Source organism: Gilliamella sp. Lep-s35, from assembly GCF_009795845.1.
Classification (GTDB): domain Bacteria; phylum Pseudomonadota; class Gammaproteobacteria; order Enterobacterales; family Orbaceae; genus Gilliamella.
This window is the reverse complement of the sequence record NZ_WTEX01000014.1, coordinates 48,448-73,262: the sequence shown is the minus strand read 5'-3', so window position 1 is coordinate 73,262 and position 24,815 is coordinate 48,448. Positions and strand designations below refer to the sequence as shown.

At 34.7% G+C, this 24,815-nt stretch carries 23 protein-coding genes and 1 tRNA gene; 17 read left to right on the top strand and 7 right to left on the bottom strand.

Features of this window, described 5'->3' with window-relative positions:
* Both GQ590_RS07805 and gapA read left to right on the top strand, forming a co-directional pair.
* The coding region (locus GQ590_RS07805; RefSeq protein ID WP_160407706.1) for a hypothetical protein at positions 1-1,161 on the top strand (1,161 nt) is incomplete at its 5' end.
* A 496-nt stretch (positions 1,162-1,657) separates the two neighbouring features.
* Entirely contained in the window at positions 1,658-2,656 is a 999-nt protein-coding gene (gene gapA, locus GQ590_RS07800) for a glyceraldehyde-3-phosphate dehydrogenase (RefSeq protein ID WP_160407708.1), read from the top strand.
* Between the two features lie 153 nt (positions 2,657-2,809).
* On the opposite strand, the gene GQ590_RS07795 is transcribed toward gapA, so the two are convergent.
* From GQ590_RS07795 to yjgA, 3 genes are all read right to left on the bottom strand, one after another.
* Positions 2,810-3,019, bottom strand: a complete 210-nt coding sequence (locus GQ590_RS07795) for a cold shock domain-containing protein (protein WP_025315032.1) — start codon at positions 3,017-3,019, stop codon at positions 2,810-2,812.
* Between the two features lie 367 nt (positions 3,020-3,386).
* Positions 3,387-3,917: an inorganic diphosphatase gene (ppa, locus tag GQ590_RS07790; protein WP_160407710.1), complete on the bottom strand. Its 531-nt coding sequence runs from the start codon at positions 3,915-3,917 to the stop codon at positions 3,387-3,389.
* A 63-nt stretch (positions 3,918-3,980) separates the two neighbouring features.
* Positions 3,981-4,517: a ribosome biogenesis factor YjgA gene (yjgA, locus tag GQ590_RS07785; RefSeq protein WP_160407712.1), complete on the bottom strand. Its 537-nt coding sequence runs from the start codon at positions 4,515-4,517 to the stop codon at positions 3,981-3,983.
* A 77-nt stretch (positions 4,518-4,594) separates the two neighbouring features.
* Between yjgA and pmbA the strand changes: the two genes are divergently transcribed.
* The 5 genes from pmbA (at position 4,595) to recG (ending at position 12,381) form a co-directional block, all read left to right on the top strand.
* Entirely contained in the window at positions 4,595-5,947 is a 1,353-nt protein-coding gene (gene pmbA / locus GQ590_RS07780) for a metalloprotease PmbA (protein WP_160407714.1), read from the top strand.
* A gap of 8 nt (positions 5,948-5,955) precedes the next feature.
* Positions 5,956-7,689 carry a SulP family inorganic anion transporter gene (locus GQ590_RS07775; protein WP_202112927.1) on the top strand — a complete coding sequence of 578 codons (1,734 nt, stop codon included), beginning with the start codon at positions 5,956-5,958 and terminating at the stop codon, positions 7,687-7,689.
* Positions 7,690-7,858: 169 nt separating this feature from the next.
* Complete coding sequence (gene rpoZ, locus GQ590_RS07770; RefSeq protein ID WP_160407716.1) at positions 7,859-8,149, top strand: DNA-directed RNA polymerase subunit omega; 291 nt, start codon at positions 7,859-7,861, stop codon at positions 8,147-8,149.
* 24 nt (positions 8,150-8,173) lie between these two features.
* Positions 8,174-10,282, top strand: a complete 2,109-nt coding sequence (spoT, locus tag GQ590_RS07765; RefSeq protein WP_160407718.1) for a bifunctional GTP diphosphokinase/guanosine-3',5'-bis pyrophosphate 3'-pyrophosphohydrolase — start codon at positions 8,174-8,176, stop codon at positions 10,280-10,282.
* Positions 10,283-10,287: 5 nt separating this feature from the next.
* Positions 10,288-12,381: an ATP-dependent DNA helicase RecG gene (gene recG, locus GQ590_RS07760; RefSeq protein WP_160407720.1), complete on the top strand. Its 2,094-nt coding sequence runs from the start codon at positions 10,288-10,290 to the stop codon at positions 12,379-12,381.
* Positions 12,382-12,470: 89 nt separating this feature from the next.
* Here the strand turns inward: recG and ulaG are convergent, their stop codons facing one another.
* Both ulaG and ulaR read right to left on the bottom strand, forming a co-directional pair.
* Positions 12,471-13,538, bottom strand: coding sequence for an L-ascorbate 6-phosphate lactonase (gene ulaG / locus GQ590_RS07755; RefSeq protein WP_160407722.1), 1,068 nt, complete (start codon positions 13,536-13,538; stop codon positions 12,471-12,473).
* Between the two features lie 27 nt (positions 13,539-13,565).
* Complete coding sequence (gene ulaR, locus GQ590_RS07750) at positions 13,566-14,327, bottom strand: HTH-type transcriptional regulator UlaR (protein ID WP_160407724.1); 762 nt, start codon at positions 14,325-14,327, stop codon at positions 13,566-13,568.
* Between the two features lie 437 nt (positions 14,328-14,764).
* Between ulaR and GQ590_RS07745 the strand changes: the two genes are divergently transcribed.
* The 10 genes from GQ590_RS07745 (at position 14,765) to GQ590_RS07700 (ending at position 24,186) form a co-directional block, all read left to right on the top strand.
* On the top strand, positions 14,765-16,534 hold the full coding sequence (locus GQ590_RS07745; RefSeq protein WP_160407726.1) for a PTS ascorbate-specific subunit IIBC: 1,770 nt from the start codon (positions 14,765-14,767) through the stop codon (positions 16,532-16,534).
* Positions 16,535-16,558: 24 nt separating this feature from the next.
* On the top strand, positions 16,559-17,032 hold the full coding sequence (locus tag GQ590_RS07740; RefSeq protein ID WP_065568888.1) for a PTS sugar transporter subunit IIA: 474 nt from the start codon (positions 16,559-16,561) through the stop codon (positions 17,030-17,032).
* Between the two features lie 3 nt (positions 17,033-17,035).
* Positions 17,036-17,728 (top strand): L-ribulose-5-phosphate 4-epimerase, encoded by a 693-nt coding sequence (locus GQ590_RS07735; protein WP_160407728.1) that lies wholly within the window; start codon positions 17,036-17,038, stop codon positions 17,726-17,728.
* A 20-nt stretch (positions 17,729-17,748) separates the two neighbouring features.
* Complete coding sequence (locus GQ590_RS07730; RefSeq protein WP_160407730.1) at positions 17,749-18,393, top strand: 3-keto-L-gulonate-6-phosphate decarboxylase UlaD; 645 nt, start codon at positions 17,749-17,751, stop codon at positions 18,391-18,393.
* 65 nt (positions 18,394-18,458) lie between these two features.
* Positions 18,459-19,364, top strand: a complete 906-nt coding sequence (locus GQ590_RS07725; RefSeq protein ID WP_160407732.1) for an L-ribulose-5-phosphate 3-epimerase — start codon at positions 18,459-18,461, stop codon at positions 19,362-19,364.
* A 281-nt stretch (positions 19,365-19,645) separates the two neighbouring features.
* Positions 19,646-20,791 (top strand): hypothetical protein, encoded by a 1,146-nt coding sequence (locus GQ590_RS07720; RefSeq protein ID WP_160407734.1) that lies wholly within the window; start codon positions 19,646-19,648, stop codon positions 20,789-20,791.
* A complete protein-coding gene (locus tag GQ590_RS07715; protein WP_160407736.1) occupies positions 20,788-21,252 on the top strand; it encodes a three component ABC system middle component in 465 nt (154 codons plus the stop codon). Before GQ590_RS07720 ends, GQ590_RS07715 begins: the two co-directional genes overlap by 4 nt.
* Entirely contained in the window at positions 21,249-23,303 is a 2,055-nt protein-coding gene (locus GQ590_RS07710) for a DUF3732 domain-containing protein (protein WP_160407738.1), read from the top strand. Before GQ590_RS07715 ends, GQ590_RS07710 begins: the two co-directional genes overlap by 4 nt.
* Before the next feature lie 296 nt (positions 23,304-23,599).
* Positions 23,600-23,854, top strand: coding sequence for a type II toxin-antitoxin system RelE/ParE family toxin (locus GQ590_RS07705; RefSeq protein WP_160407740.1), 255 nt, complete (start codon positions 23,600-23,602; stop codon positions 23,852-23,854).
* Between the two features lie 2 nt (positions 23,855-23,856).
* Positions 23,857-24,186: an addiction module antidote protein gene (locus GQ590_RS07700; protein ID WP_160407741.1), complete on the top strand. Its 330-nt coding sequence runs from the start codon at positions 23,857-23,859 to the stop codon at positions 24,184-24,186.
* On the opposite strand, the gene GQ590_RS07695 is transcribed toward GQ590_RS07700, so the two are convergent.
* Complete coding sequence (locus GQ590_RS07695; RefSeq protein ID WP_160422571.1) at positions 24,175-24,360, bottom strand: hypothetical protein; 186 nt, start codon at positions 24,358-24,360, stop codon at positions 24,175-24,177. The two genes, GQ590_RS07700 and GQ590_RS07695, sit on opposite strands and share 12 nt — an antisense overlap.
* Before the next feature lie 242 nt (positions 24,361-24,602).
* A tRNA-Val gene (locus GQ590_RS07690) sits at positions 24,603-24,679 on the bottom strand.
* Between the last annotated feature and the right edge of the window lie 136 nt (positions 24,680-24,815).

Sequence of the window (24,815 nt, the reverse complement as noted above, 5' to 3'; positions counted from 1 at the left end):
TTATCACTAAAATCATTGGCAAAAATTGTATTACTGGCACTGCCGTTATTGTCATATTCGTGGCAATTGCAGGCAGCAAATGATAACACTAATCAAACGGATAAGCGTAGTGATGCAGTTATTTTTCTTTCAAAACAAGCAACTATCACCTACGTTAGGCCAAATCTCGGTTATAACGGTAATTATATGGGCGGGATTTATGACGACTTCACCGTTGCTGGACCTGTTAATATGTGGGATTACGAAAAGGGCTTTTTAGTTCAATCAATGAATCCTGAATTATATGGCCTTAACTTTCCAACCACGGGTATGGATGGTTTGTATTTTGATTTACTGATAGAGGGCGTTGATGCGAATGAATTGACTTGGGAGCCAGTCACGCATGAGGGCATAACTGCCACAGTGACAAGAAAGGTGGCCAACGATTATTGGATTCCTGATGATAATTACACGGGATATAGGTATCCTAATGGTACAGAAGTTGTAACGCGCGTTACACTAACTGGGCCACAAGCAATATCTCAGTGGGATAATGACCGCCCTAGCGCAATTGGAGTGCCCAAATTACCCCAAACATTTGAATTAGTGGGCAAAGATAGTGATGGTTATGAAGTGGTCAGATATGGTTTTGTGTTAAAGCAGTGGTTTGTTATACGAAGCCCAGCTGGAACTGGAAGAGGATATCAGCGTGGTAAAGCCTATGAAGAAGGTGAAATAAATAAAAATCCAAGACGTTATACTTATCCTAATGCGCAAGCTTGGTGTGAGAGTTTAGGTTATCGTCTACCACATATAAAGGATTTAACTAATGCAAGGTGTAATGAGGGTACTATGGCAGGAATGGAAGATATGTGTTTGGGGGCTATCAGTGCCACGCCAATATCAGACGCTTTCCAGTATTATCAACGTCGAATAGGGGCAGGCATGACGGGGGAGTGGGGAGAGCTTGATCGTTACAGAATAGGTTTAAATATGGATATCCCTGTTCATTTTTGGACGGACGATACTAGTCTTAAGTATGATTACACTTCTTTCAGTGTAAACATGAATAATGGCGTTATAGGTACTTTGAATGATCATCGCAGTCTTGAAGAATGTACCGCCAATGGTGGTAAGGGTACTTATGGTTGTGCAAATGCAACAATTTGCGTCACCCCTTAGTTTTTAGTTATTAATCTTTAAAGTTATATAAGACAGCCAAGCAATAAAAAGCAGCAGCCCCACATTAAGCGTGGCGATTTATTGGTTTATTTTGCCGGTTATTTTGTAAAAAATATTCCGGAGTCTATACTGTTTGGGTATTTAAAAACCCAAAAGTGTGATAGGCACTTTAATTGAAATGGTGTGTAACTAATCAATGCTTGGGCTTTAAATTATATAAAACAAAATGTTAATGGATTTATTTGTCGTTCTAATCCAGCTCCATTAATGCGTTTTCAGTTGTAGATTTTTATTTCAAACTTAGTTTACTAAAATCGACATTTTGTAATTAACAATATGATTTTATTTGTTTTAATAAACATTAATGGTGTTAATTGTGATCTATTTAATTAATTAATGTTGAATTATTTTGAATTTTCTTGAATAAATCGTTAAAATTTGATAGTTTACACAAAAGTATTTTTACATTAAAAACTCATAAAAGAAGGTAACTGTTATGACAATCAAAGTAGGTATTAATGGTTTTGGCCGTATTGGTCGTATTGTTTTCCGTGCTGCTCAAAAGCGTTCAGACATTGAAATTGTTGCTATCAACGATTTATTAGATGTTGATTATATGGCTTATATGCTTAAATATGATTCAACTCACGGTCGTTTTGACGGTACAGTTGAAGTTAAAGACGGTAAATTAGTTGTTAACGGTAAAACAATCCGTGTTACTGCTGAGCGCGATCCTGCAAACTTAAAATGGGACGAAGTTGGTGTTGATGTTGTTGCTGAAGCAACAGGTTTATTCTTAACTGATGAAACTGCGCGTAAACACATTCAAGCGGGTGCTAAAAAAGTTGTTTTAACTGGCCCTTCAAAAGACAGCACACCTATGTTTGTTATTGGTGTTAATGATAAAGACTATGCAGGTCAAGATATCGTTTCTAACGCATCATGTACAACTAACTGTTTAGCGCCTTTAGCTAAAGTTATCAATGACAACTTTGGTATTGTTGAAGCATTAATGACAACTGTTCACGCAACAACAGCAACGCAAAAAACTGTTGATGGTCCATCTCATAAAGATTGGCGCGGTGGTCGTGGTGCTGCTCAAAATATCATCCCTTCATCAACGGGCGCTGCTAAAGCTGTAGGTAAAGTTATTCCTGAATTAAACGGTAAATTAACAGGTATGGCTTTCCGTGTTCCAACTCCAGATGTTTCTGTTGTTGACTTAACAGCTCGTTTAGCAAAACCTGCTAAATACGAAGATATTTGTAAAGCAATCAAAGCAGCTGCTGAAGGTCCAATGAAAGGCGTTCTTGGTTATACTGAAGATGATGTTGTTTCTACTGATTTCTTAGGTGAAGTTTGCACATCTGTGTTTGATGCTAAAGCAGGTATCCAATTAAGCGACAATTTTGTAAAACTTGTTTCTTGGTATGACAACGAAGTGGGTTACTCAAACAAAGTATTAGATTTAATTGCGGTTGTTTCTAAAAAATAATTAATTTTTATAGTGTTGTTAAAAAGGCGGCTTACGGGTCGCTTTTTTTATGATATACTTTAAAAAGTTGTTTTTAGGCTTTATAAATAAAAAACACTCACTTTTTGAGTGAGTGTTTTGCTATACCATGGAAATAAAATATTTAAAGTTTAATTAAATAACAACAACTTCAGCTGCAGCTGGTCCACGAGGACTATCTTGGATAGCAAACTCAACTTGTTGTCCTTCAGCTAAGGTTTTAAAACCATCTCCTGAAATAGCAGAAAAATGAACAAATACATCTTTACTTCCATCCGCAGGGGTAATAAAACCGAAACCTTTGCTTTCATTAAACCATTTTACTTGGCCTGTTTTCTTATTCATTTACTAGACATCCTAACAATAATTAATAATTAGCCTTTTGGGCTCGTATGGGCTTGAACATTGTATTGATTATGCAATTGACACTGTAATAATACTTAAAACTAGATTAACAGAGTAAATTGTTTTCATAATTTCAGACTTTGTTACCTACCCACTACTATTACCGCACAAATTATAATCGAAAGCAAGAAATTAATTGTAATTTTTTATTTATAAATGAAGTTTTTATGGAGTTATTAAAATAACTAATTATTAATTGATAAAAGTCAACTTTTGTAAGATGGATGAGGGTAAATATCTGCGCATTTATAAAAAACCATAAAAAATTATTTTATGGTTTTTTACAACTATTTTTTATAACTCAATTTTATTTGTTTTTAGCTCGTTCAAATGACTCAATTATTTCTTTACGAGCTGCATCTGCATTATCCCAACCGTCAACTTTAACCCATTTGCCTTTTTCTAACGCTTTGTATTGTTCAAAAAAGTGTTTAATTTGTGATTTGAGCAATTCAGGTAAATCATTAACGTCTTTAATATGATCATATTCTTTTGATAGTTTGGTGTGAGGTACAGCAACAAGTTTTGCATCTTGACCTGCTTCGTCTGTCATTTTTAATACACCAACTGGGCGGCAACGAATAACTGAACCCGGTTGTAATGGGTATGGCGTAGGAACTAATACATCAACAGGGTCGCCATCTAATGATAATGTGTGATTAATATAGCCATAGTTACATGGGTAAAACATTGCTGTTGCCATAAAACGGTCAACAAATACTGCGCCAGTTTCTTTGTCAACTTCGTATTTAATTGGATCAGCATTAGCTGGAATTTCAATCACAACGTAAATATCATCTGGTAATTGTTTACCTGCTGGTACATTTAAAAGTCCCATTTTTGTATCCTCTATCTAAGTTTATATAGTGTTGTTAATGATAATAAGCGCACAAAATGATGGTTATTTTGTGTCGCTCAATTCTTTTAAATATTGAAAAATTTGTTTTGCCGCTTTTGTTGGTTTGTTTGCTTCTTGCTCTTTTTTAGCTTGCCTAGCTAAAGTGCGCAATTGCTGGCGATCAGCGGTTGAATATAAGCCAATAATGGTTTCAGCATCGCTTGTTGCAATCAAATCGTCGCGTAGCTTTTCGAGTTTATGAAATAGGGCAATTTGTTGATTGTGGCGATTTTTGAGTTTATCAAGCGCTTGGCTAATTGGATCGATATCTCTATTGCGTAGTAATTTGCCAATATATTGAATTTGCCTGCGGTACCCTTCTTTTTTTATTTTTTGTGCAAGCCCAATTGCATAAATAAGATCTTCATCAAGAGGAATTTTTTCAAGTTCGTTTTTGCTCAACTTGACAAGTTCGATACCTAATTTTTTTAGGGCTTCGGCATCGCGTTTGATTTCACTTTTACTGACATAGATAATTTCGTCATCTTCAATGTCAACAGAGAAGTTGGGTTCTAGGTTTGTCTCTTGATTGTTATTCATGTTATTTCTTTTGTTAACTAATATTTAATTCTGGCATATTATAGCGTATCACTAGCATAATTGTAGAAAATAATAAGATGAGTATTGAACAAATTAAAAAAGAAGCAATAAATCAAAAAGAAAATTTATCGGCAATTGTTGATAACGCTATAAAGCAAGCAAAGTTACGAGTCGATGCTGTTGAGGTGTCAATAAATCAGTCAACAGGGATTAATGTAAGTACACGCATGGGCGAAACCGAAAATGTTGAATTTAATAGTGATGGTGCGTTATCTATTACGGTCTATCAAAATCAACGCAAAGGTAGTGCATCAACTAATGACTTATCACCTCAGGCTATTTTACAGACGATAGATATGGCTATTAATATTATGCAATACACATCACCCGATCCTTGTTCTGGTTTGGGCGATATAAGCCAAATGGCATTTGATCCGCCTGATTTAGATTTATTTTATCCTAGTGATTTGAATGTCGATAATGCCATTGAACAAGCAAAACAGGCTGAGCTTGCTGCGCTAAATCATTCAAAATTAATCAATAGCGACGGCGGTTATTTTAGTAGTCGCTATGGCGTTTATGTTTATGGTAATAGTTTAGGAATGCTACAAGGTTATTGTGCAAGCTCTCATTCACTTTCATGTTCAGTTATTGCTGAGCAAGCAGGGCAAATGGAAAGCAATTATGCATATAGCTCATCACGCGATTTTAGTGAATTAAAACTAGCTCAAACAGTTGGCATTGAGGCAGCAGATAGGGCAATTTCTCATTTGGGAGCGAAGCAAATTGCAACAATGCAAGCTCCTGTGCTATTTGGTGCTGAAGTTGCTGTTGGGCTTATTCGGCATTTAGTAGGCGCTATAAGTGGTAGTGCTATTTATCGTAAATCCTCATTTTTATTAGACAGCATTGGACAAACTATTTTTCCGAAGTGGTTCACCATTTATGAAGATCCTTTTATTCTAAAAGGGGTTGGTTCTTCACCTTTTGATAGTGAAGGTACCAAAACCGTTCAGCGTAATATTGTTGAGCAAGGTGTGTTGCAAACTTATTTGTTAGGTAACTATTCGGCGCGTAAATTGGGTTTAACCTCGACTGGGCATGCAGGTGGAATTCATAATTGGTTTGTATCACCAAGCCAAAATAACGTAAGTTTTGATGATATGCTTAAAAAACTTGATAAGGGCATTTTGGTGACTTCGTTGATGGGGCAAGGTGTTAATAGTGTGACGGGCGATTATTCACGAGGAGCTACTGGCTTTTGGGTTGAAAATGGAAAAATTCAATATCCAGTTAATGAAATTACTATTGCTGGCAATCTGAAAGATATGTATAAAAATATTGTCGCAATAGGTAATGATGTCGAAACAAGAACAAATATTCAATGTGGTTCAATTCTCATTGATACTATGAGTATAGCAGGGAAATAAGGAGCAGTATGGGTAGGTTTTTACATAGTACTTTTTTTCAAAAAATAACTTCGTGGATGCCAGGGTTAGGCACTTTATTACAATATAAACGAGAATATTTTACTTTTGACCTTAAAGCGGGCTTATCGGTTGCTGCTGTTTCGTTACCTGTGTCCATTGCTTATGCTGAATTGACTGGGGTTGGCGCAATAGCAGGGCTATATTCAACCATTTTACCTTTAATTGTGTATGCGCTTTTTGGCTCTTCTCGGCAACTAATTGTTGGACCGGATACAGCAACTTGTGCGGTGGTTGCTGCTGTTGTGTTACCGCTAGCGGCAAATGATCCGGTATTGCGTTGGCAATTGGTTATTATATTAACAATTATGATAGGTATTTGGTGTATCATTGCCGGAAAGTTACATCTAGGTGCGTTGGCTGATTTACTTAGTCAACCTATTTTAATTGGTTTGCTTAATGGTATTTCAATTACTATTATGGTTGATCAATTAGCTAAAACACTCGGGTTTGGTTATGATTATTCCTATTTGATTGAGCGAATTGTTTATTTTCCATTTAAAATATCCCAAATACATATAGCAACAGCGCTAGTTTCATTTTTTACTTTGCTAATTTTAGTTGGTTTAAAGCGATTAAGACCACAATATCCAGCGCCACTGTTAGCTGTTATTGTGATGACGATATTTTCATGGTTGTTTAATTTTGATCACTTTAATATTCGTATTATTGGTAATGTGAGCAGTGATTTTATTCCTGCCGAATCATGGATTGATTTTGATAAAGGTTTAATGCGTGATTTAGTTGTGCCTTCGCTTAATATTGCTATCATCTGTTTTGTTAGTATGATGATAACCGTGCGCAGTTTTGCCTCTAAAAATAACTATGAAACCAATGCCGATGTCGAATTTAAAGCGTTAGGTATCGCTAATATTGCAGCAGGGCTATCACAAGGTTTTGTCGTTAGTGGTACATCATCAAGAACCGCTGTGAATGATGCCAATGGGGGTAAAACGCAACTAGTTTCAATTATTGCCGCAATCTTAATCGGTTTTGTGGTAATGTTTTTACTTTCCCCTTTGCAGTATATTCCAACTTGTGTATTAGGGGTGATTTTAATTTATTCTTCAATTTCATTAATTAATTTTCAAACAATCATTCGCTTTTTTAAATTTGATCGAGATGCATTTTATTTAAGTTTAACAACGCTTGTTTCAGTGCTAGTTATTGGAATTATTCCCGGTATGGCGCTAGCAGTATTACTTGGGCTATTTTTATTTTTACGACGCGTTTTTAGACCAAAAGATCAGCTGCTAGGTATTGATGAAAGTGGTCGAATTCATTCACTTAGTCAAGATGTAAAGCCGCTTAGTAATACCATGATTTATCGATTCAACTCTCCGCTAACCTATTTTAATATTGCCTATTTTAAGCGAAGAATTATTAGTTATATTGATGAAGCTGATGAGCCAATAAACTATGTGATAGTTGATGCGATTGCTTGTTTTACCTACAAAGATGTTAGTGTATTGTCAGGGATTGATGAGTTAGTGAGGTCTTTAAAAGTAAGAAATATTATTTTAATTTTATCAGGTCGTCGAAAAACGCTTAAAAACTGGTTTAAACAAATGAATATAAAGCTTGATGATGAGCATATTGAGTTTGCTTATGACCTTTATTTTGCGGTTAAATTAGTTCAGAGTAAGGAACATATGGATAATAAAGATGATGAGGAATCAATTTAGTCACCATTACTATTGATAACATTAATAAGGGGATTTATTTGTCTAAGCAATTTGGATTTTTCAATTTCGATATATAAACCAATATTAATATAGACAATCCCCTATAAATTTAAGTAGAATACTAGATCATTTTAAATACGTATTTTAGTAAACAATATTAGAGGTAAAAATGGCACGTGTAACTGTTCAAGATGCAGTAGAAAAAATTGGTAATCGCTTTGATCTCGTTATTGTAGCAGCAAGACGCGCTCGTCAACTACAAGTTGAAAATAAATCACCACTTATTCCAGAAGAAAACGATAAAGAAACCGTTATCGCTTTACGTGAAATTGAAGAAGGGCTTGTTAACAAACAGATCCTTGATGTTGCAGATTTCCAAACACGCCAAAATGAAGAAGCCGAAGTACGTACAACACTTCATGAATCAATTCTTTTAGAAAACATGCCATCGTACGAATAAACTGTAGTTTTACAGGAATTGCTCATGGAGTATTTTGATAGCTTAAAAGAGCTTGTTGTATCTTATCTTCCGCATAAACAAATCGAATTGATTCAAGATGCTTATCTTTTTGCTAAAAATGCGCATGAAGGGCAATTCCGATGTAGTGGTGAACCTTATATCACTCATCCTGTTGCTGTTGCAACATATTTAGCCGATATGCGGCTTGATTATGAAACAATTATTGCTGCACTTTTGCATGACACCATTGAAGATACTCCTGTCACCTTTCAAGATATTACCAATAAATTTGGTAAGCATGTTGCTATTTTAGTTGAAGGTGTTTCTAAACTTGATAAATTAAAATTTCGTAGCAGGCAAGAGGCTCAAGCTGAAAATTTTCGGAAAATGGTACTTGCCATGACCGAAGATGTGCGTGTTATTTTAATTAAACTTGCTGATCGCACTCATAATATGCGCACGTTAGGGGCATTAAGGCCAGATAAACGCCGTCGTATAGCAAAAGAAACATTAGAAATTTATGCGCCACTTGCTCACCGTTTGGGTATTCACCATATCAAAACTGAACTTGAAGTTTTGGGTTTTACAGCAATGCATCCAAATCGTGCTAAAGTCCTTGAAAAAGTCGTTAAAGTAGCACGAAATACAAGAAAAGAACTGATTGAACAAATTTTATCTGAAATCAGAAATCGTTTAACTGAAGCAGGTATAGATGCCGAAGTTGAAGGATTAGAAAAAAATATTTATGTCATTTATCAAAAAATGCAAATGCGAGAGCAACATTTTCACTCTATAATGGACATCTATATTTTTAGAATCGTAGTTAAAAATGTAGATGCTTGCTATCGTGCTTTAGGGCTTGTACATAATTTATATAAACCTCGGCTTAATCGTTTTAAAGATTATATTGCGATTCCAAAAGCAAATGGTTATCAATCATTACATTCATCGTTAATTGGACCGCATGGTACACCTGTTGAAGTACAAATTCGCACTGAAGATATGGATCAAATGGCCGAAATGGGCGTGGCTGCACATTGGGCATATAACGAAAATGATGAATTAAACAACACAACAGCACAAATAAAAGCACAACGTTGGATGCAAAGTCTGTTAGAACTACAACAAAGTGTAGGAAATTCTTTCGAATTTATTGAAAACGTAAAATCAGACTTATTTCCTAAAGAAATCTATGTTTTTACTCCTAAAGGGCGTATTGTTCAGTTACCTGAAGGCGCAACAGCTGTTGACCTTGCTTATGCCGTGCATTCCGACATTGGTTATCAATGTATTGGTGCGCTTGTTGATCGTAAACCTTACCCATTATCACAACCGTTAAGCAGTGGGCAAACGGTTGAAATTATTACTTCGCCAGAAGGGCGCCCTAACGCAAATTGGTTAAATTTTGTGGTTAGTGCTAAAGCGAAGTCGCGTATTCGTCAAGCACTTAAAACATTAAAACGTGAAGATGCCATTGAATTAGGCCGACGTTTACTCAATCTTTCGTTAGTTAAGTCAGGCGGTATTAATGCGTTATCACCAAGTCAAAAAGCTAGAGTGATTGAATTAGCTAAACAATCCTCTTTTGATGATGTCTTGGTTGAAATTGGACTTGGCAATATTATGAGTCATTTTATTGTCAAAGGCTTAGAGCATAAAGGGTTATTACAAAGTAAATCAGAGCCGAATAAAACATTGGTTATTACCGGTAGCGAAGGTGTTTTAGTTACGTTTTCTAAATGTTGTCACCCTATTGCTAATGATCCTATTGTTGGGCATGTCAGTCCTGAAAAGGGCTTAACTGTCCATCACGAATCCTGCCGAAATGTTGCTGGTTATCAAAAAAATCCAGAAAAATATATTTCATTGAAATGGGCGCCAGATATTTCTCAACGTTTTGTTGCTGAAATTTGGATTGATATTCTAAACACTCAAGGCTCTTTGGCAAATATTCTGTCAATTATTAATGATGAACATACTCGCCTGCAATGGTTAAATACCGAAGAAAAAGATAGACAAATTTATACCGTCATTTTACAAATAGAAGTAAAAAATACACAACAACTTAATGAGTTAATTCGTAGAATTTCATTACAGCCAAATGTAGTGAGTGTTACACGAAATATAAATTAATCATTATGATAAATCGCTTTTTTGATCATTTACCGTTAATAAAACTAACAGGGATTGGTGCAAGTTTAGAAAAAAAATTCAATACATTAGGCATTTATACTATCAAAGACTTGCTATTGCATTTTCCTTTGCGTTATGAAGATCGCGCTTCATCTTGTGCTATTGGCGATGTCACTATTGGTGAATTTACCACAATAGAAGGCATAATTATCAAAAGTGAACTCACATTTAACCGTAGGCAAATGCTCATTTGCTATATTCAAGATGATTCAGGGATTGCTATATTAAGATTTATACATTTTACTGCAGGCATGAAAGCATCGTTAATTAAAGGAAAATGGATCAGTGCTTATGGTGAAATAAAACGCGGTAAAAATCACTTAGAAATTATTCACCCACAATTTAAGCTTAAAGCTAATCGCGATGATAAAAGCACTACTTTAGATAGTGACCAAGAAAGGTATACGCCGATTTATCCAACTACTTATGGTTTATCTCAAGCTATAATTAGGCGATCAATTATGGCGGCATTATTGCTTTTGAAAAATAACCCACCAGTTGAAATTTTACCTCCGCAACTGGCCAGTCATTTTTTACCAATATTAGATTGTTTAAATACTATTCATAACCCTCCGATTAGTACTCAAATTACGCAGTTAGAATCGGGTGAACATCCTGCGATTAAACGATTTATTTTTGAAGAGTTAATTGCTTACCATTTAAGTATGTTGATGATAAAAAAACATAACCAAAACCAGCAATCGCATCCATTTTATCCAAGCCAGCGCTTAATTAAGCCATTTTTATCCTCATTACCTTTTACGCCAACTCGTGCTCAGCAACGCGTTGTGCAAGATATCTATCAAGATATGACCAAAGCAGTGCCCATGATGCGATTAGTTCAAGGTGATGTAGGTTCAGGCAAAACATTAGTTGCGGCTTTAGCTGCATTAAATGCGATTGAAAACGGTAATCAAGTGGTGTTAATGGCGCCGACCGAAATATTAGCCGAACAGCATTATAACAATTTCAATCATTGGTTTACGCCGTTAGGGATTAGTGTTGAATGGTTATCTGGTCGATTAACCGCTAAAAATAAGCAGCTTCGTTATGAACGCATTAAAAATGGTGAAATCACCATGTTAATTGGTACGCATGCGGTGTTTGTGGATAAAGTTGAGTTTGCTTCGTTAGGATTAGTCATTATTGATGAACAGCATCGCTTCGGTGTAAACCAACGTTTAACTCTTTGGGAAAAAGGTATTAAAAATAACTTTCATCCACACCAATTAATTATGACTGCAACGCCGATTCCTCGAACACTAGCCATGACAGTATATGCAGATTTAGATGTTTCTATCATTGATGAATTACCACCAGGGCGAACGCCCATTACTACAGTTGTCATACCTAATACTCGTCGTGATGAAATTATTGAACGTGTCAACCAAGCTTGCCTTGATAACCGCCAAGTTTATTGGGTTTGTACATTGGTTGAAGAGTCCGAAACGCTTGATGCCCAAGCTGCTGAAATACTTGTAGAAGAATTACAACAAAGATTGCCACATCTTAATATTGCTTTAGTACACGGCAAAATGAAATCAGATTTAAAACAATCAGTCATGCAAGAGTTTAAAGCAGGAATAATCCAACTACTTGTTGCCACAACGGTTATTGAAGTCGGTGTTGATGTGCCTAATGCTAGCTTAATGATTATCGAAAATGCCGAGCGATTAGGCCTAGCTCAATTACATCAATTGCGAGGGCGAGTAGGGCGTGGAACGGCGGTATCGCATTGTGTGCTTATGTATCAAGCACCTCTAAGCAAAGTTGCCCAAGCGCGTATGAAAGTTATGCGTGAAAGTAATGACGGATTTGTTATTGCGCAAAAAGACCTTGAACTTCGTGGTAGTGGCGAAATTTTAGGAACACGGCAAATGGGAGTGGCTAATTTTAAAGTTGTTGATCTAATTCGTGATCAACATTTGATTAGTGAAGTACAACAAGCCTCTTATGATATCCAAAAAAATCACCCACAAAGTGCAGCACAATTAGTTGATTGTTGGCTGCCAAATCGTGAAAAGTATATAAACGCTTGATTAATAATGTTAAGTTAGATTGCATGTGGATGGTAAAATTATTGTTTGAATCCATCCACACGCTAAAGTCGAATTGCTACATTAGTCAATTATAAGAATGAGCGATACGGCAACTCAGGCTCGTCGGTAAAGATATCTCTAAAGCCACGATAATGTTGATAATGCATTTTATGTTTATCGGTTGGGTAAGTATATTTACCACCAACTTGCCAGAAGAAAGGAGTAAATTGATAATCAAGACGATCTTTTTTCATTTTCCATAAAACTTCAATTTCACGCGGATCGCTTTGGAAGTTTGCCCAAATATCATGGTGAAAAGGGATCACAACTTGAGTATTAAGCGATTCAGCCGCCCGTAAAATATCAGCCGATGTCATTTTATCGGTCACGCCACGAGGGTTTTCGCCATAAGACAGCAGTGCGACATCAATTTTGTAATCATTACCATGTTTGGCATAATAGTTAGAATAATGGGAATCACCGGAGTGATACAATGAACCGCCTGATGTTTCAAATAGATAATTGACCGCTCTATCATTCATACCATCTAAAATAGATTTATCGGTTGATGATACGCCTTTTGGCAAAGTTACCAATGATGTTCTATCAAAAGAGTCTAATACCCGAATTGTAATATCACCTACTTCAATTGTTTCGCCAACTCTGGCGACAATACAGCGTTCTTCAGGTACACCCCAACTTTTCCATAATTCCACACAAGCTTTTGGACCAATAAATTTTACTTTTGATGAACAGTTTTGAATAACTGCAGCTGCAACATTTACATCGATATGATCGGCATGATCGTGCGTTGCCATCACTGCATCAATTTCTTTTATTGCAAAAGGATCCAGAACAAATGGGCTAGTTCTTAAGTTAGGCTGCAATTCACGAACTCCACCCATTCGCATCATTTGGTGTTGTTTGTTCATTAATGGATTGGCGTGAGTTTTTTTACCAGTACCACACCAAAAATCAACAGATATATTGGTATTACCAGCTGATTTCAACCAAATACCTGTACAAGCAAGCCACCACATAGTAAATGTATTGGGTTTAACCTCTGTTGTTTCGATCTCTTCATTAAGCCAAGTTCCCCATTCAGGAAATGTATTTAGTATCCAAGATTCACGGGTAATTTCATTCACTTTACTCATACTTTGTTCCTTCTTACAATTTAATAGTTAAACTAAAATAACTTCAATACCTTGCTCCTTAATGCTTTCGATCACGTCCTTATTAGCTTGTTTTCCAGTAATTAAAATATCAATTTTATTTACTGGACAAAAAAGCATGCCTGAATTGGCTTTAGTATCAATTTTTGAACTGTCTACTACCACAACTAGTTTTTCAATTTGTTCAAGTATTTGCTGTTCTGCAACCGCACCTAAAATCTCGTTTTTATATAAGCCTGTTGGCGTTAAAGTTTTACCACTAGTAAACATCCATTTTCCGGCATAAGAATCAGTAATATTGGCAATCGGGTTGAGGATAATATTTTGTGTTTTGTTGTATAACCCTCCCATAATGATGACATTTTCATGATCATGCTCAATCAAGTAACAGGCGAGTGGAAAGTAGTTAGTAATAATTGAAACATTCTTACCACATAATTCACGGCCTAATAAAAATGCTGTTGAACCACAATTGATGACAATATTTTCATCACTACTACAGAGTTTTGCAGCACGAATCGCAATGCGAGCTTTTTCGTGATAGTGATCGGTATTATTGTTGTCAATCGGTACCCAAATTGGTTTTACTTCTTCTAATCGCATAATGCCATTACGAACTTTTTTAACGCGTCCTTCCTGATCAAGCTTAGTAATATCTCGCCTTGCTGTGGCTGGTGATATAGCAAAGTTGGCAACTAATTCTGTTACTTTAACCATGCCTTTTTCATTGACTAATGCCACCATTTCGTTATGCCGTGCGATTTCGTTCATTATTTCCTCTTATATTATTAAATGATTAAATGTGATTATTTTTGATAATAATTTTCATTTGTATTGTTGTCAATTATTATAATTTTTACTTTTAGTGACTTATCATTTAATGTATTGATAATAATAATTTTAATTTTATCTTTTGCTTGTGGTTTTTTATCAAGTTGTGATCTGTGTCACAGATGCTGTGTTGATTTTATAAAAATAGTGATCTTTGTCAAAGTAATCAAAAATAATCATTGTGTGATTTATTTTGATTGTGGAATATAGCAAATATTATTAATGAGCGATGAACAATAACGTAAAGTGATCGGCGTTTTTATTCATTCACTTTACAGTCTGTAAGAAACTTGATGAAAGACATTTAAATGGAACTCGATATCAGGGATGAGTGCTGTTAGAGCAATAAAAATGTCAATAACTGATGAGAGGGACATATGGAAGTAATCTATAACGTATTTTATATTTTTTATAGTCAGGTGATGACAAAAGCGCCTTTATTACTTGGTTTGGTGACAATGCTTGGTTATTGTCTGTTACGTAAAGATCTAACTACCGTGTTAAAAGGCACAATTAAAACCATTGTTGGATTTATGTTATTGCAGGTTGGTTCGGGGGTTTTAGTATCAACGTTTAAACCCGTTATTGCCAAATTGACTGAATATCATGGTATTAAAGGTTCGATTATTGATACTTATGCATCAATGGTTGCTGTTGAAAACGGTATGGGTGAACACTACTCATGGGTAGGTTATGCGGTTTTACTTGCTTTAGCTATCAACATTTTACTCGTTATTTTTCGACGCCTAACAGGGATTCGAACTATTATGTTAACTGGCCATATTATGTTCCAACAGGTTGGTTTAATTGCACTATTTTACTTTCTTTTTGGTTACAGCATGTGGGAAACCATCATCTATTCGGCCATTATCACCGCACTTTATTGGGGAATATTTTCTAATATGATGTTTAAGCCAACCGAAGCGGTAACTGGTGGAGCTGGCTTTTCAATAGGTCACCAGCAACAACTCGGCTCATGGATTGCGGTTAAATTAGCACCAAAATTAGGTGATAAAAACGATACAGTTGATAATCTAAAATTACCAAAATGGTTACACATCTTTCACGATAGTATCGCTGCAACCACGATCGTGATGACAATTTTCTTCGGTATTATTTTGCTCTCATTTGGGTTAGATAATTTACAAACAATGGCTGGTTCCACCCATTGGACTATCTACATCTTTGAAACAGGACTTAAATTTGCCGTCGCAATTCAAGTTATTGTTGGTGGTGTGCGTATGTTTGTCGCTGAATTGTCTGAAGCTTTCAAAGGTATTTCAGAAAAACTGATTCCTAACGCAGTATTAGCCATTGACTGTGCGGCAATTTATGCCTTTTCACCCAATGCAATGGTATTTGGTTTTATTTGGGGGGCATTAGGTCAATTTTTAGCGATTGCTTTACTGCTTATCTTTAAATCACCAATCATGATTATTCCGGGATTTATACCCATGTTCTTTTCGAATGCGACTATTGGAGTATTTGCTAACCATTTTGGCGGTTGGAAAGCAGTAATGAAAATCTGTTTTGCTATGGGCATGATAGAGGTATTAGGCTCTGCTTGGGTGATCGATATCTTTGCTAAAAACGGCACGCCAATTGATTCATGGATGGGAATGGCTGATTGGGCAATTTTATTCCCACCAATTTTACAAGGTTTATCTATTTCGTACTTATTCATTTATGTGCTTATTGCGTTAGCCTTGGTTTATATGTTTTTTGCAGCTAAACAGCTACGTCAAGAAGAGGCTGATTCTAACAACCAACCTGATGAAGTAAACGACAAACAGCAAGATATTAACGAATCTGTACTTGAAAAAATGGATGAAGTCGCTGTGAGTGAAGGTCGTCCAATTCGAATTTTAGCCGTATGCGGTAGTGGCCAAGGCTCATCAATGATGATGAAAATGAAAATCGCCAATTATTTAAATAAAAAGGGGATCCCAAATGAAATGGATTCCTGTGCTGTAACGGACTATAAATCACGCCTACCGAATGTTGATATCATCGTCGCTTCTAAACATCTTATTCATGAAATCGAGGTTAATGAAGGCCAACATGCATTAGGTGTACAAAATATGCTAAACCCACACACCTTTGGCGATGAGCTTATAAAACTGATTGAGCAAGTGCTTTTAAAATAGATTTTAAATACTAAGGAGTACACCATGGCTTTAAAAGAATCATTAATTGAAAATAACTCTATTTTACTCAAAGCTGAGGCATCAAATTGGCAAGAAGCAGTTAAATTGGGTACGGATATGTTAGTTGCTTCTAAGGCAATAGAACCTTCTTATTACGATGCCATTATCCGCTGCGTCAATACAATGGGTCCTTATATTATTATAGCGCCAAACTTTGCCATGCCACACGCAAGGCCAGAAGACGGTGTAAATCGTACTGCTTTTGCTTTGGTGACTTTAAAAAATCCGGTCTATTTTGATGGTGAAGCTGAGCCTGTTGATGTCTTAGTGACATTAGCAGGTAGCACCTCTGATCAGCACATGGAAGGGTTAATGGAAGTGACCCAGATCTTAGATGATGAAAATAGTGAGACAGGCGTTGATCTTGATAAATTAAGACGTTGTAACACCAAAGAAGATGTATATGCCGTTATCGATCAGGCATTAAATGGAGGTTAAATTATGTATCAAGCTTTAAAAGAACGTGTTTTAAACGCTAATTTATTACTGCCCAAATATAATTTGGTCACCTTCACTTGGGGTAATGTATCTGAAATTGATCGCGATAAAGGTCTTATCGCTATTAAACCTTCTGGTGTTGAATATAGCAATATGAAGGTGGATGATATTGTGGTTGTTTCGCTAACGGGCGATATTTTAGATGGAAAATTAAATCCTTCCAGTGATACCGCAACACATATTGAGTTGTATAAAGCATTTCCAGAAATTGGCGGCATTGTCCACACCCATTCTCGATACGCTACCATTTGGGCTCAAGCTGAATTAGATATTCCAGCACTGGGCACCACTCATGCTGATTATTTTTATGGTGATGTGCCTTGTACTCGTGAACTAATTGATAGTGAAATCACAACTGATTACGAAAAAAATACAGGATTAGTAATAATAGAAGAATTTAAACGCCGAGGCTTAGATCCTGTTGCTATGCCTGGCGCTATCATATCAGGTCATGCTCCATTTTGTTGGGGTAAAAATGCCTTAGATGCGGTACATAATGCTGTAGTACTTGAAGAAGTAGCAATGATGGCGCTTTCAACTCGGCAACTTAATCAAACAATCAAAATACAACAAACATTATCTGACAAGCACTATTTTCGCAAACATGGTGCGAATGCTTACTACGGTCAAAAATAACAAATATTAAGGAGAACAACATGACAGCGCCTAAATTACAAATAGCATTAGATCAAACTGAATTAGCGCCTGCACTAGATGTGGCAAAAAATGTAGCAGGGTTTGTTGATATTATTGAAGTTGGCACCATTCTTGCGTTTGGGGCTGGTATGCAAAGTGTAAAACGGTTAAGAGAACTCTACCCAAATCATATTTTAGTGTGTGATTTAAAAACCACTGATGGAGGGGCGATATTGGCAAAAATGGCGTTTTCAGCTGGAGCCAATTGGTTAACTGTATCCGCAGCAGCTCATATTGCAACTGTAGAAGCATGTAAAAAAGTGGCTGATGAATTTAATGGTGAAATTCAAATCGAATTGTATGGTCACTGGACTTTAGATGATGCCAAAGCATGGCGAAAACTTGGTATTAAGCAAGCGATATACCATCGTTCTCGTGATGCAGAACTAGCAGGTATTGGTTGGGGTGAAGATGATATAACTAAAATGCGTCAATTGTCTGATTTAGGGCTTGAACTATCAATTACTGGTGGAATTGTGCCAGAAGATATTCATCTATTTGCAGGCATAAAAACCAAAGCCTTTATTGCCGGTCGTGCGCTGGCTAACGAAAACGGTCAAAAAACGGCACAAGCATTAAGAGAGCAGATCGCAAAATATTGGTAACAACCACATGTAGCTGAACAAATCAGCTACATGATTTCTTTTCATATAAAAAATAGGTTATCACCATGCCACAAAGTAAAAATATATCAAAAAAACTGTATCAACCCCAAAATACGCCTCGTATTGGTATTTATGAAAAAGCCCTACCTAACCAGCTATTATGGCAAGATAAATTACAAGTAACTAAAGATTTAGGATTTGATTTCATTGAAATTTCTATCGATGAATCGGATGAACGTCGCGCCAGATTAGATTGGTCTGACGATGAGATCTATTCACTCAGACATCAATGCGAAAAAATCGGAATTCCATTACATTCCATGTGCTTAAGCGCACATCGTAAATATCCATTTGGTTCAGCCAATAATGATATCCGTAGTGAAGCCCAAACCATTATGGACAAAGCCATTACGCTAGCTTACAAGTTAGGAATAAGAGTGATCCAACTCGCTGGTTATGATGTTTATTATGAACCTGCTGACTTACAAACGCATCAGCGTTTTATTCAAGGTATGCAGTGGGCAGTTAAGCAAGCAGAACGAGCAGGAGTAATGTTAGCGGTTGAAATTATGGATACGCCGTATCTTAACAGTTTAAGCAAATTCGAAATCCTCAAAAAAAATATCGATTCTCCTTACTTTATGGCTTACCCTGATGTTGGAAATATTACTGGTTGGAATTATGATACTTGCACTGAACTTATGTTAAGTCGTGACCATATTGTCCAAATTCATCTAAAAGACACATTCAAAGTTAAGACTGGTTATCCTGGACAATTTAGAGATTTGGTCATTGGTGACGGCGAAGTTGATTTTGCCGCTATTTTTGCAACACTTCGCACTATGAATTATGTTGCACCATTGGTAATTGAAATGTGGGCAAAAGATGAAAAATGGCAAGATAACATAATTACCGCCCAAAATCGCCTAAAAGCAATTGCCGAAAAAGCCAATTATCCTTTAAAATTGTAATAGCCTTAATTGGATCTGACGGTTAAGTTATTTTATAACGCAAAAGGAGAGTCAGAAACGAATCAAACTGCCAAAATCATTAAACCTAAATTAGGACTGCTAGAATTAGCTAAGCAACTAAGTATAACGGCATATGTGAGCGATTGCATCTTAATTATAATATTTCTAAATGAAATAATTATATAGATTATGCAATTATTTTAAACTATATGGTTTTACATATTGTAATGTTATGTTAAAATTTTTGAAAAAATGGCATAGTTACAAGGCAGTTGTAAATAATGGAAAATAATAAATTACCTAATTCTGCAGTTGATTCAACAAAAGCTATTTCATACCAATTGCTTGTTGCTTTAGATATAGCATATTCTCTAGATCAAGATCAAAAGCTCTGGATAGAAAAATACGGTGATGTAACAATATCTCATGATTCACAAATAGAGGTAAAACATCTAGCAAAACCTTTATCTGATAATAACATTGCTTTTTGGAATACCATAAAAAACTGGTTAGATAAACGTTTTGAACATCATTATTATAAATCGCTAGTATTAAGTACAACTCAAAGTATAGGCTTAAAGAGTATTTTTAATCAATGGGAATCATCAAATGTCGAAAAAAGATATTCTGATTTATACGAGCTTTGGATTTCGGCTGAAAAAAGATTTAAACAAAAACAAGTTGAAAAACCGCATCATAAACCGAGTGAAGTATTAGCTATTCAACGAGAAATATTTAATGAAAAAAATGCTGAATTAAAAGAGATTATCCCTAAAATAGTTATTGTTTCTGATGCTCCTAATTATGAAAAAAAATGGTCAGAAATGGTAAGGAAATATGCAAGAGGAATACCATCTGAAAATCAACAATTATTTATTCAAGCATTAATCGGTTTTCTAATATCCGCCCAAGTACAAGATGGTTGGGAAATAACGAACAGCCAATTCACCGAAGAAGTTCGAAAAATAAACTCTTTATATCAAAATGGGCAACATATATTTCCTAAAATAAAAAAATCAGCAGATTTAGATCATACAAAATACGTAGATAAATTATTTATAAAAAAAATTAATGAAATATCTCACCACGAAGTTCTTACAGAGGCAATTAATGACTATGTATATGCTAATGCAATAATTTGGAAGGAGTTGAAAGGGCTTCAGAAAAGTTATGAGTATTATTTAGAATATCAGAACCAATTAAAAAGAAAACATAATTCAAAGTATAGAGAAAAATGCGCTGAATTAAAATTAAATGCTGATCATGATATAGTTATCTCTTCCCAATGCTTTTATGATCACTTAATGGGTGACGATCCTCAGTTGTTATGTCCATATACAAACACACCGATTGATTTCAGGAATGGCGTATATCATATTCTAGCTGATGACGATAATGATAATATTCACTGGAAGCTAAGAAGATGAAAAAAGATAGAATATATTACTATATCACCTTAACAAGAAGCCCAATTATCTTAGCTCCTGTAGTTGGGGCATTTTATAAAGCATTACCAAATAGCCCTAAAAATATTTTACTTAGTTATTTAGTCCTACCTTTGGTTTTATATCCACCATCTCAAAAATTTTTATCAAAAGCTCGCTCTACTAGTAATTTAAGAACATTTTGCAATTACCAAGATAATATTCTTGGTTTATACCAGAGAGTAAATGAATTAAAAACAACGACAAATCAGATTGTGAATGATTTAATCAGTAAGCAATATTTAAAACTTTGTGATGATTTATCGATTGAATATTGTAAAGATGATTCGATGCCATCAAAACTTGAAGTAGAAATAAAATCAGCTCAAAATCTAGCTTCAATAATCTTCAAATCCCATGATATACCCAGTATATATAGACAACTTGGAATAGTTAAACTATGAAATGTTATATAAAACTTATTGCAGTATTGGATAATAATGAAAATAGTCATTTTGTTAAATTAACTCCTGGATTAAATATTATTACAGGTAGCTCATCAACCGGTAAAAGTGCCCTTATAGAAATTTTTGATTATTGCTTCGGTAGTAGTGATTATACGGTGCCTACTGGTATTATTACTGATAATGCAGCAATGTATTATGTTGTATTGCAATTTTGTGACTATATACTAGTTTTAGCTAGAAGACCTGAATCAAAATATTGTTTTATAAAGGAATTAACTAATGTAGAAGAGATAGAATCATTAACTAACATCAAATCTAACTTTTTTGATGAAAATTTTTTCTATCCCTTGAAAGATTTTAAAATCAGATTAAATAGACACTTTGATATTGATTTTACTAGTGTGGATGAAGATCTAGCAAAAGTTGAATACTTACATAAAAAAAGTGCTACCCCATCAAGTCGTAGTTTTATGTCATTTTGTTTACAACATCAAAACTTAATCGCAAACAAGCATGCTATTTTTTATCGTTTTGATCAAAAGGAAAAAAGAGAACAAGCGATAGAACATTTCAAAATTTTTATGGGTATTGTTGATCAAGACTATTTTTATAAAAAGCAAAAGATAAACCAACTTGATGAATTAATAAAAACAAAAGAAAAATTATTAAGAAGAGAAGTAAATAATGAATTTGGTATAAAAGCTAAATTAAAGCAAATTCTAAATGATTACCATACACTAACAGGGACTGACTTATTAAAAACTGAAATTGATGAAATCTATAATAAACCAGAAAAAGCATTACAATTATTAAAACAAAACGCTGTAAAAATAGATCTAACAAATTCTGATTATGAAATTAGAAAAAAAGAACTAGATGGAGCATATAGTCAATGCTTTGCTCAAAAAAGAGAATTGATAAATAAAAAAAATACAATTGATTCTTCCATTAATTATGTAATTGATTTTACTAAAAATTTATCATCAATAAATCTTATTCAAGATGTTGGTATACAAATATGTCAATGCCCATTTTGTCAATCTGAAATAAACCCAATGCTTTCTGAAGCACATAAATTAACTGATGCTATCAATTGGCTAAACAAAGAGTTACAAGCAACACCTTATCTAGCTAAGTCCCTAAGTGAAGAAAAGAATCTAATAGAAAAGGAAATAAAAAATAAAAATATTGAATTTAAAGAAATAGAAACTAATTTAAAAAAATTAGCTGAACAAACTGAAAATTTGCAAAATAAGACACCAATTTCACAATTAGCAGAAGAACTTAAATTACGATTTAAAATTATGCTAGAAGATATGGAGTCAAAAAATAAAATGGATATGCAAAAGGAGATTGAAAATCTTAAAACTGAACGAGATAAATTAGAAAAAGCAATTGATCAAAAATATAAACTTAAAAGAACTTTAAACAATTTACAGAATAAAATTAATAATATGATGAATCAAATAGGTGAAAACTTTGATTTTGAAAAATCATATTGCCCCATCAACTTACATTTTAAACTAGAATCTTTTGATTTATATCACGAAGATAAGAAAAGAGGTGAAACATATCTGCGTTCTATGGGGAGTGGTGCTAATTGGCTTTATTCCCATTTATCTTTGTTTTTATCCTTACATTCTCTATTTGCTACCAATAAAAAATGCAAAATTCCCCCTATTTTATTTTTAGATCAACCAACACAAGTGTATTTTCCTAATTTTCAAGATGATGATGCAGAAACGTTTAATCCTGAAAATTTAGTATCAAAAATGAAAAGAGATAAAATAAAGGATGATTTATCTTCCGTAAAAAATATATTCAAAGAACTCATTACATTTTGCGAAAATCATAAAGACGACAATGGCGATATTTTAACTCAAATTATTGTCACTGATCATGTAGATAATTTAGGTGTTTTAAACAATAATAATGGTGCCAAAAATGAATTAAGCGAGGAAGAGCATAAATTACAAAACAAAATTTATAATTATAACAATTATGTTAGAGCTCGTTGGCGGAAACAAAATGATGGTTTCATAAATTAAAAAAATAAATTTTGTAGTAGCTTGAACTTAAACTGACAGATACATATTACTCATCGGCTTTCATTTTAACAGAATGTGAGTCCGATGAATAAAATAAATTCTCCAATTGCTTTTCCTTAACCAACCCTTTTGCTTCGTTCCACGTTTGTCAGGGTGTCTTTTCGTAAAAATATTTTCCTGAGTGTGCTCTTTCTCGATTGTAAATCTTACATTTTGCGGTGTGAGATATAATGATTTTAAATTAAAACAGGAATAAAGCATGATTACTGTAAGTTAACACCGCAAATGGAAAATGGTTGAAGTCGCTTAAAGATAAAACTGCAGCAACTAAAATTAAAGTTCGAATTCGTCGTATGCAAGAAGGTAATTTTGGTGATGTTAATCCTGTAGGCAGCGGTGTATCAGAAATGCGCATTCACTGTGGAAAAGGGTATAGGGTTTATTTTGTTAACCGCAATAATGAAATTGTTATTTTATTGTGTGGCGGTGACAAGGATACACAGCAAGCAGATATTAAAATTGCTAAAGAATTAGCAAATAAATGGGATTAATTATGACTACAAAACTAAAGACTTTTGATGTGGTTGATTTTTTAAATACTGATGAAGAAATGCAAGAATATTTAAATGCCGCAATAGAAGAAGGAGACCCTAAATTTTTATTTATTGCACTTGGTGATATAGCTAGAGCTAAAAACATCAGTCAGTTTTCACGTAATACAGGTATAAGCCGTGAGGGTATTTATAAAGCGTTATCAGGTGAGGGGAATCCTACTTTTAATACAATCTTTAAAATTGTTCAAGCATTAGGTTTGCAAATGCAGTTTTCATCACAAAAGCATGCTGATTGTTGTTTATTAGATGTGGAAAATCTAACACATTAGTAAAATACCATCAATCTTCAACTTACAATACTCAACAGCGCCATGTAGCATCACAAAATCGGCGATATCGTATAGCGTTTTTGCTGTTTGATAGAACGCGAAATTGTGATCTTCGTCGCTGTTGATAATATAGCATTCGCCCGTGATTTCATTTTCGAAGTCTTCGGGCGTCATTCGTATGTAAATTGGTCGTGTGTAGTTTATTGTTATCATGTTATGAAAGCTTAGTTAGTTTTATTCACCATAAACTAATATTTTTTGAAGTATGAATTTGAAGTGGAAAGTTGGGAAGTAGGCCACAATAAATTTGATAAAATGGCGTGGGTTTTACCCCTATTTTACCCCAGTTTTACCCCGTCAATAAAATTGAGGTGAAGATTAATTCTTACGAAGCCTTTTCGAATAAGGCTTTAGAATGGTACGCCCGGGTGGACTCGAACCACTGACCCCCACCATGTCAAGGTGATGCTCTAACCAACTGAGCTACGGGCGTATATTTGAAACACGCAAATATTAACGGGCAAATTGCTTTGTATCAAGTAAAAAAATAAAAAATTGTTTCTTTTTTAATCTGTTGAACCGGGTTGGTTGTATTATGAACATAATTTTTCGATTTTAAAAAAATCCCT

Excerpts from the sequence above, each read along its gene's own strand:
- gapA (WP_160407708.1), top strand. The coding sequence starts at position 1,658 with ATGACAATCAAAGTAGGTATTAATGGTTTTGGCCGTATTGGTCGTATT.
- GQ590_RS07795 (WP_025315032.1), bottom strand. The coding sequence starts at position 3,019 with ATGAATAAGAAAACAGGCCAAGTAAAATGGTTTAATGAAAGCAAAGGT.
- ppa (WP_160407710.1), bottom strand. The coding sequence starts at position 3,917 with ATGGGACTTTTAAATGTACCAGCAGGTAAACAATTACCAGATGATATT.
- yjgA (WP_160407712.1), bottom strand. The coding sequence starts at position 4,517 with ATGAATAACAATCAAGAGACAAACCTAGAACCCAACTTCTCTGTTGAC.
- pmbA (WP_160407714.1), top strand. The coding sequence starts at position 4,595 with ATGAGTATTGAACAAATTAAAAAAGAAGCAATAAATCAAAAAGAAAAT.
- GQ590_RS07775 (WP_202112927.1), top strand. The coding sequence starts at position 5,956 with ATGGGTAGGTTTTTACATAGTACTTTTTTTCAAAAAATAACTTCGTGG.
- rpoZ (WP_160407716.1), top strand. The coding sequence starts at position 7,859 with ATGGCACGTGTAACTGTTCAAGATGCAGTAGAAAAAATTGGTAATCGC.
- spoT (WP_160407718.1), top strand. The coding sequence starts at position 8,174 with ATGGAGTATTTTGATAGCTTAAAAGAGCTTGTTGTATCTTATCTTCCG.
- recG (WP_160407720.1), top strand. The coding sequence starts at position 10,288 with ATGATAAATCGCTTTTTTGATCATTTACCGTTAATAAAACTAACAGGG.
- ulaG (WP_160407722.1), bottom strand. The coding sequence starts at position 13,538 with ATGAGTAAAGTGAATGAAATTACCCGTGAATCTTGGATACTAAATACA.
- ulaR (WP_160407724.1), bottom strand. The coding sequence starts at position 14,327 with ATGAACGAAATCGCACGGCATAACGAAATGGTGGCATTAGTCAATGAA.
- GQ590_RS07745 (WP_160407726.1), top strand. The coding sequence starts at position 14,765 with ATGGAAGTAATCTATAACGTATTTTATATTTTTTATAGTCAGGTGATG.
- GQ590_RS07740 (WP_065568888.1), top strand. The coding sequence starts at position 16,559 with ATGGCTTTAAAAGAATCATTAATTGAAAATAACTCTATTTTACTCAAA.
- GQ590_RS07735 (WP_160407728.1), top strand. The coding sequence starts at position 17,036 with ATGTATCAAGCTTTAAAAGAACGTGTTTTAAACGCTAATTTATTACTG.
- GQ590_RS07730 (WP_160407730.1), top strand. The coding sequence starts at position 17,749 with ATGACAGCGCCTAAATTACAAATAGCATTAGATCAAACTGAATTAGCG.
- GQ590_RS07725 (WP_160407732.1), top strand. The coding sequence starts at position 18,459 with ATGCCACAAAGTAAAAATATATCAAAAAAACTGTATCAACCCCAAAAT.
- GQ590_RS07720 (WP_160407734.1), top strand. The coding sequence starts at position 19,646 with ATGGAAAATAATAAATTACCTAATTCTGCAGTTGATTCAACAAAAGCT.
- GQ590_RS07715 (WP_160407736.1), top strand. The coding sequence starts at position 20,788 with ATGAAAAAAGATAGAATATATTACTATATCACCTTAACAAGAAGCCCA.
- GQ590_RS07710 (WP_160407738.1), top strand. The coding sequence starts at position 21,249 with ATGAAATGTTATATAAAACTTATTGCAGTATTGGATAATAATGAAAAT.
- GQ590_RS07700 (WP_160407741.1), top strand. The coding sequence starts at position 23,857 with ATGACTACAAAACTAAAGACTTTTGATGTGGTTGATTTTTTAAATACT.
- GQ590_RS07695 (WP_160422571.1), bottom strand. The coding sequence starts at position 24,360 with ATGACGCCCGAAGACTTCGAAAATGAAATCACGGGCGAATGCTATATT.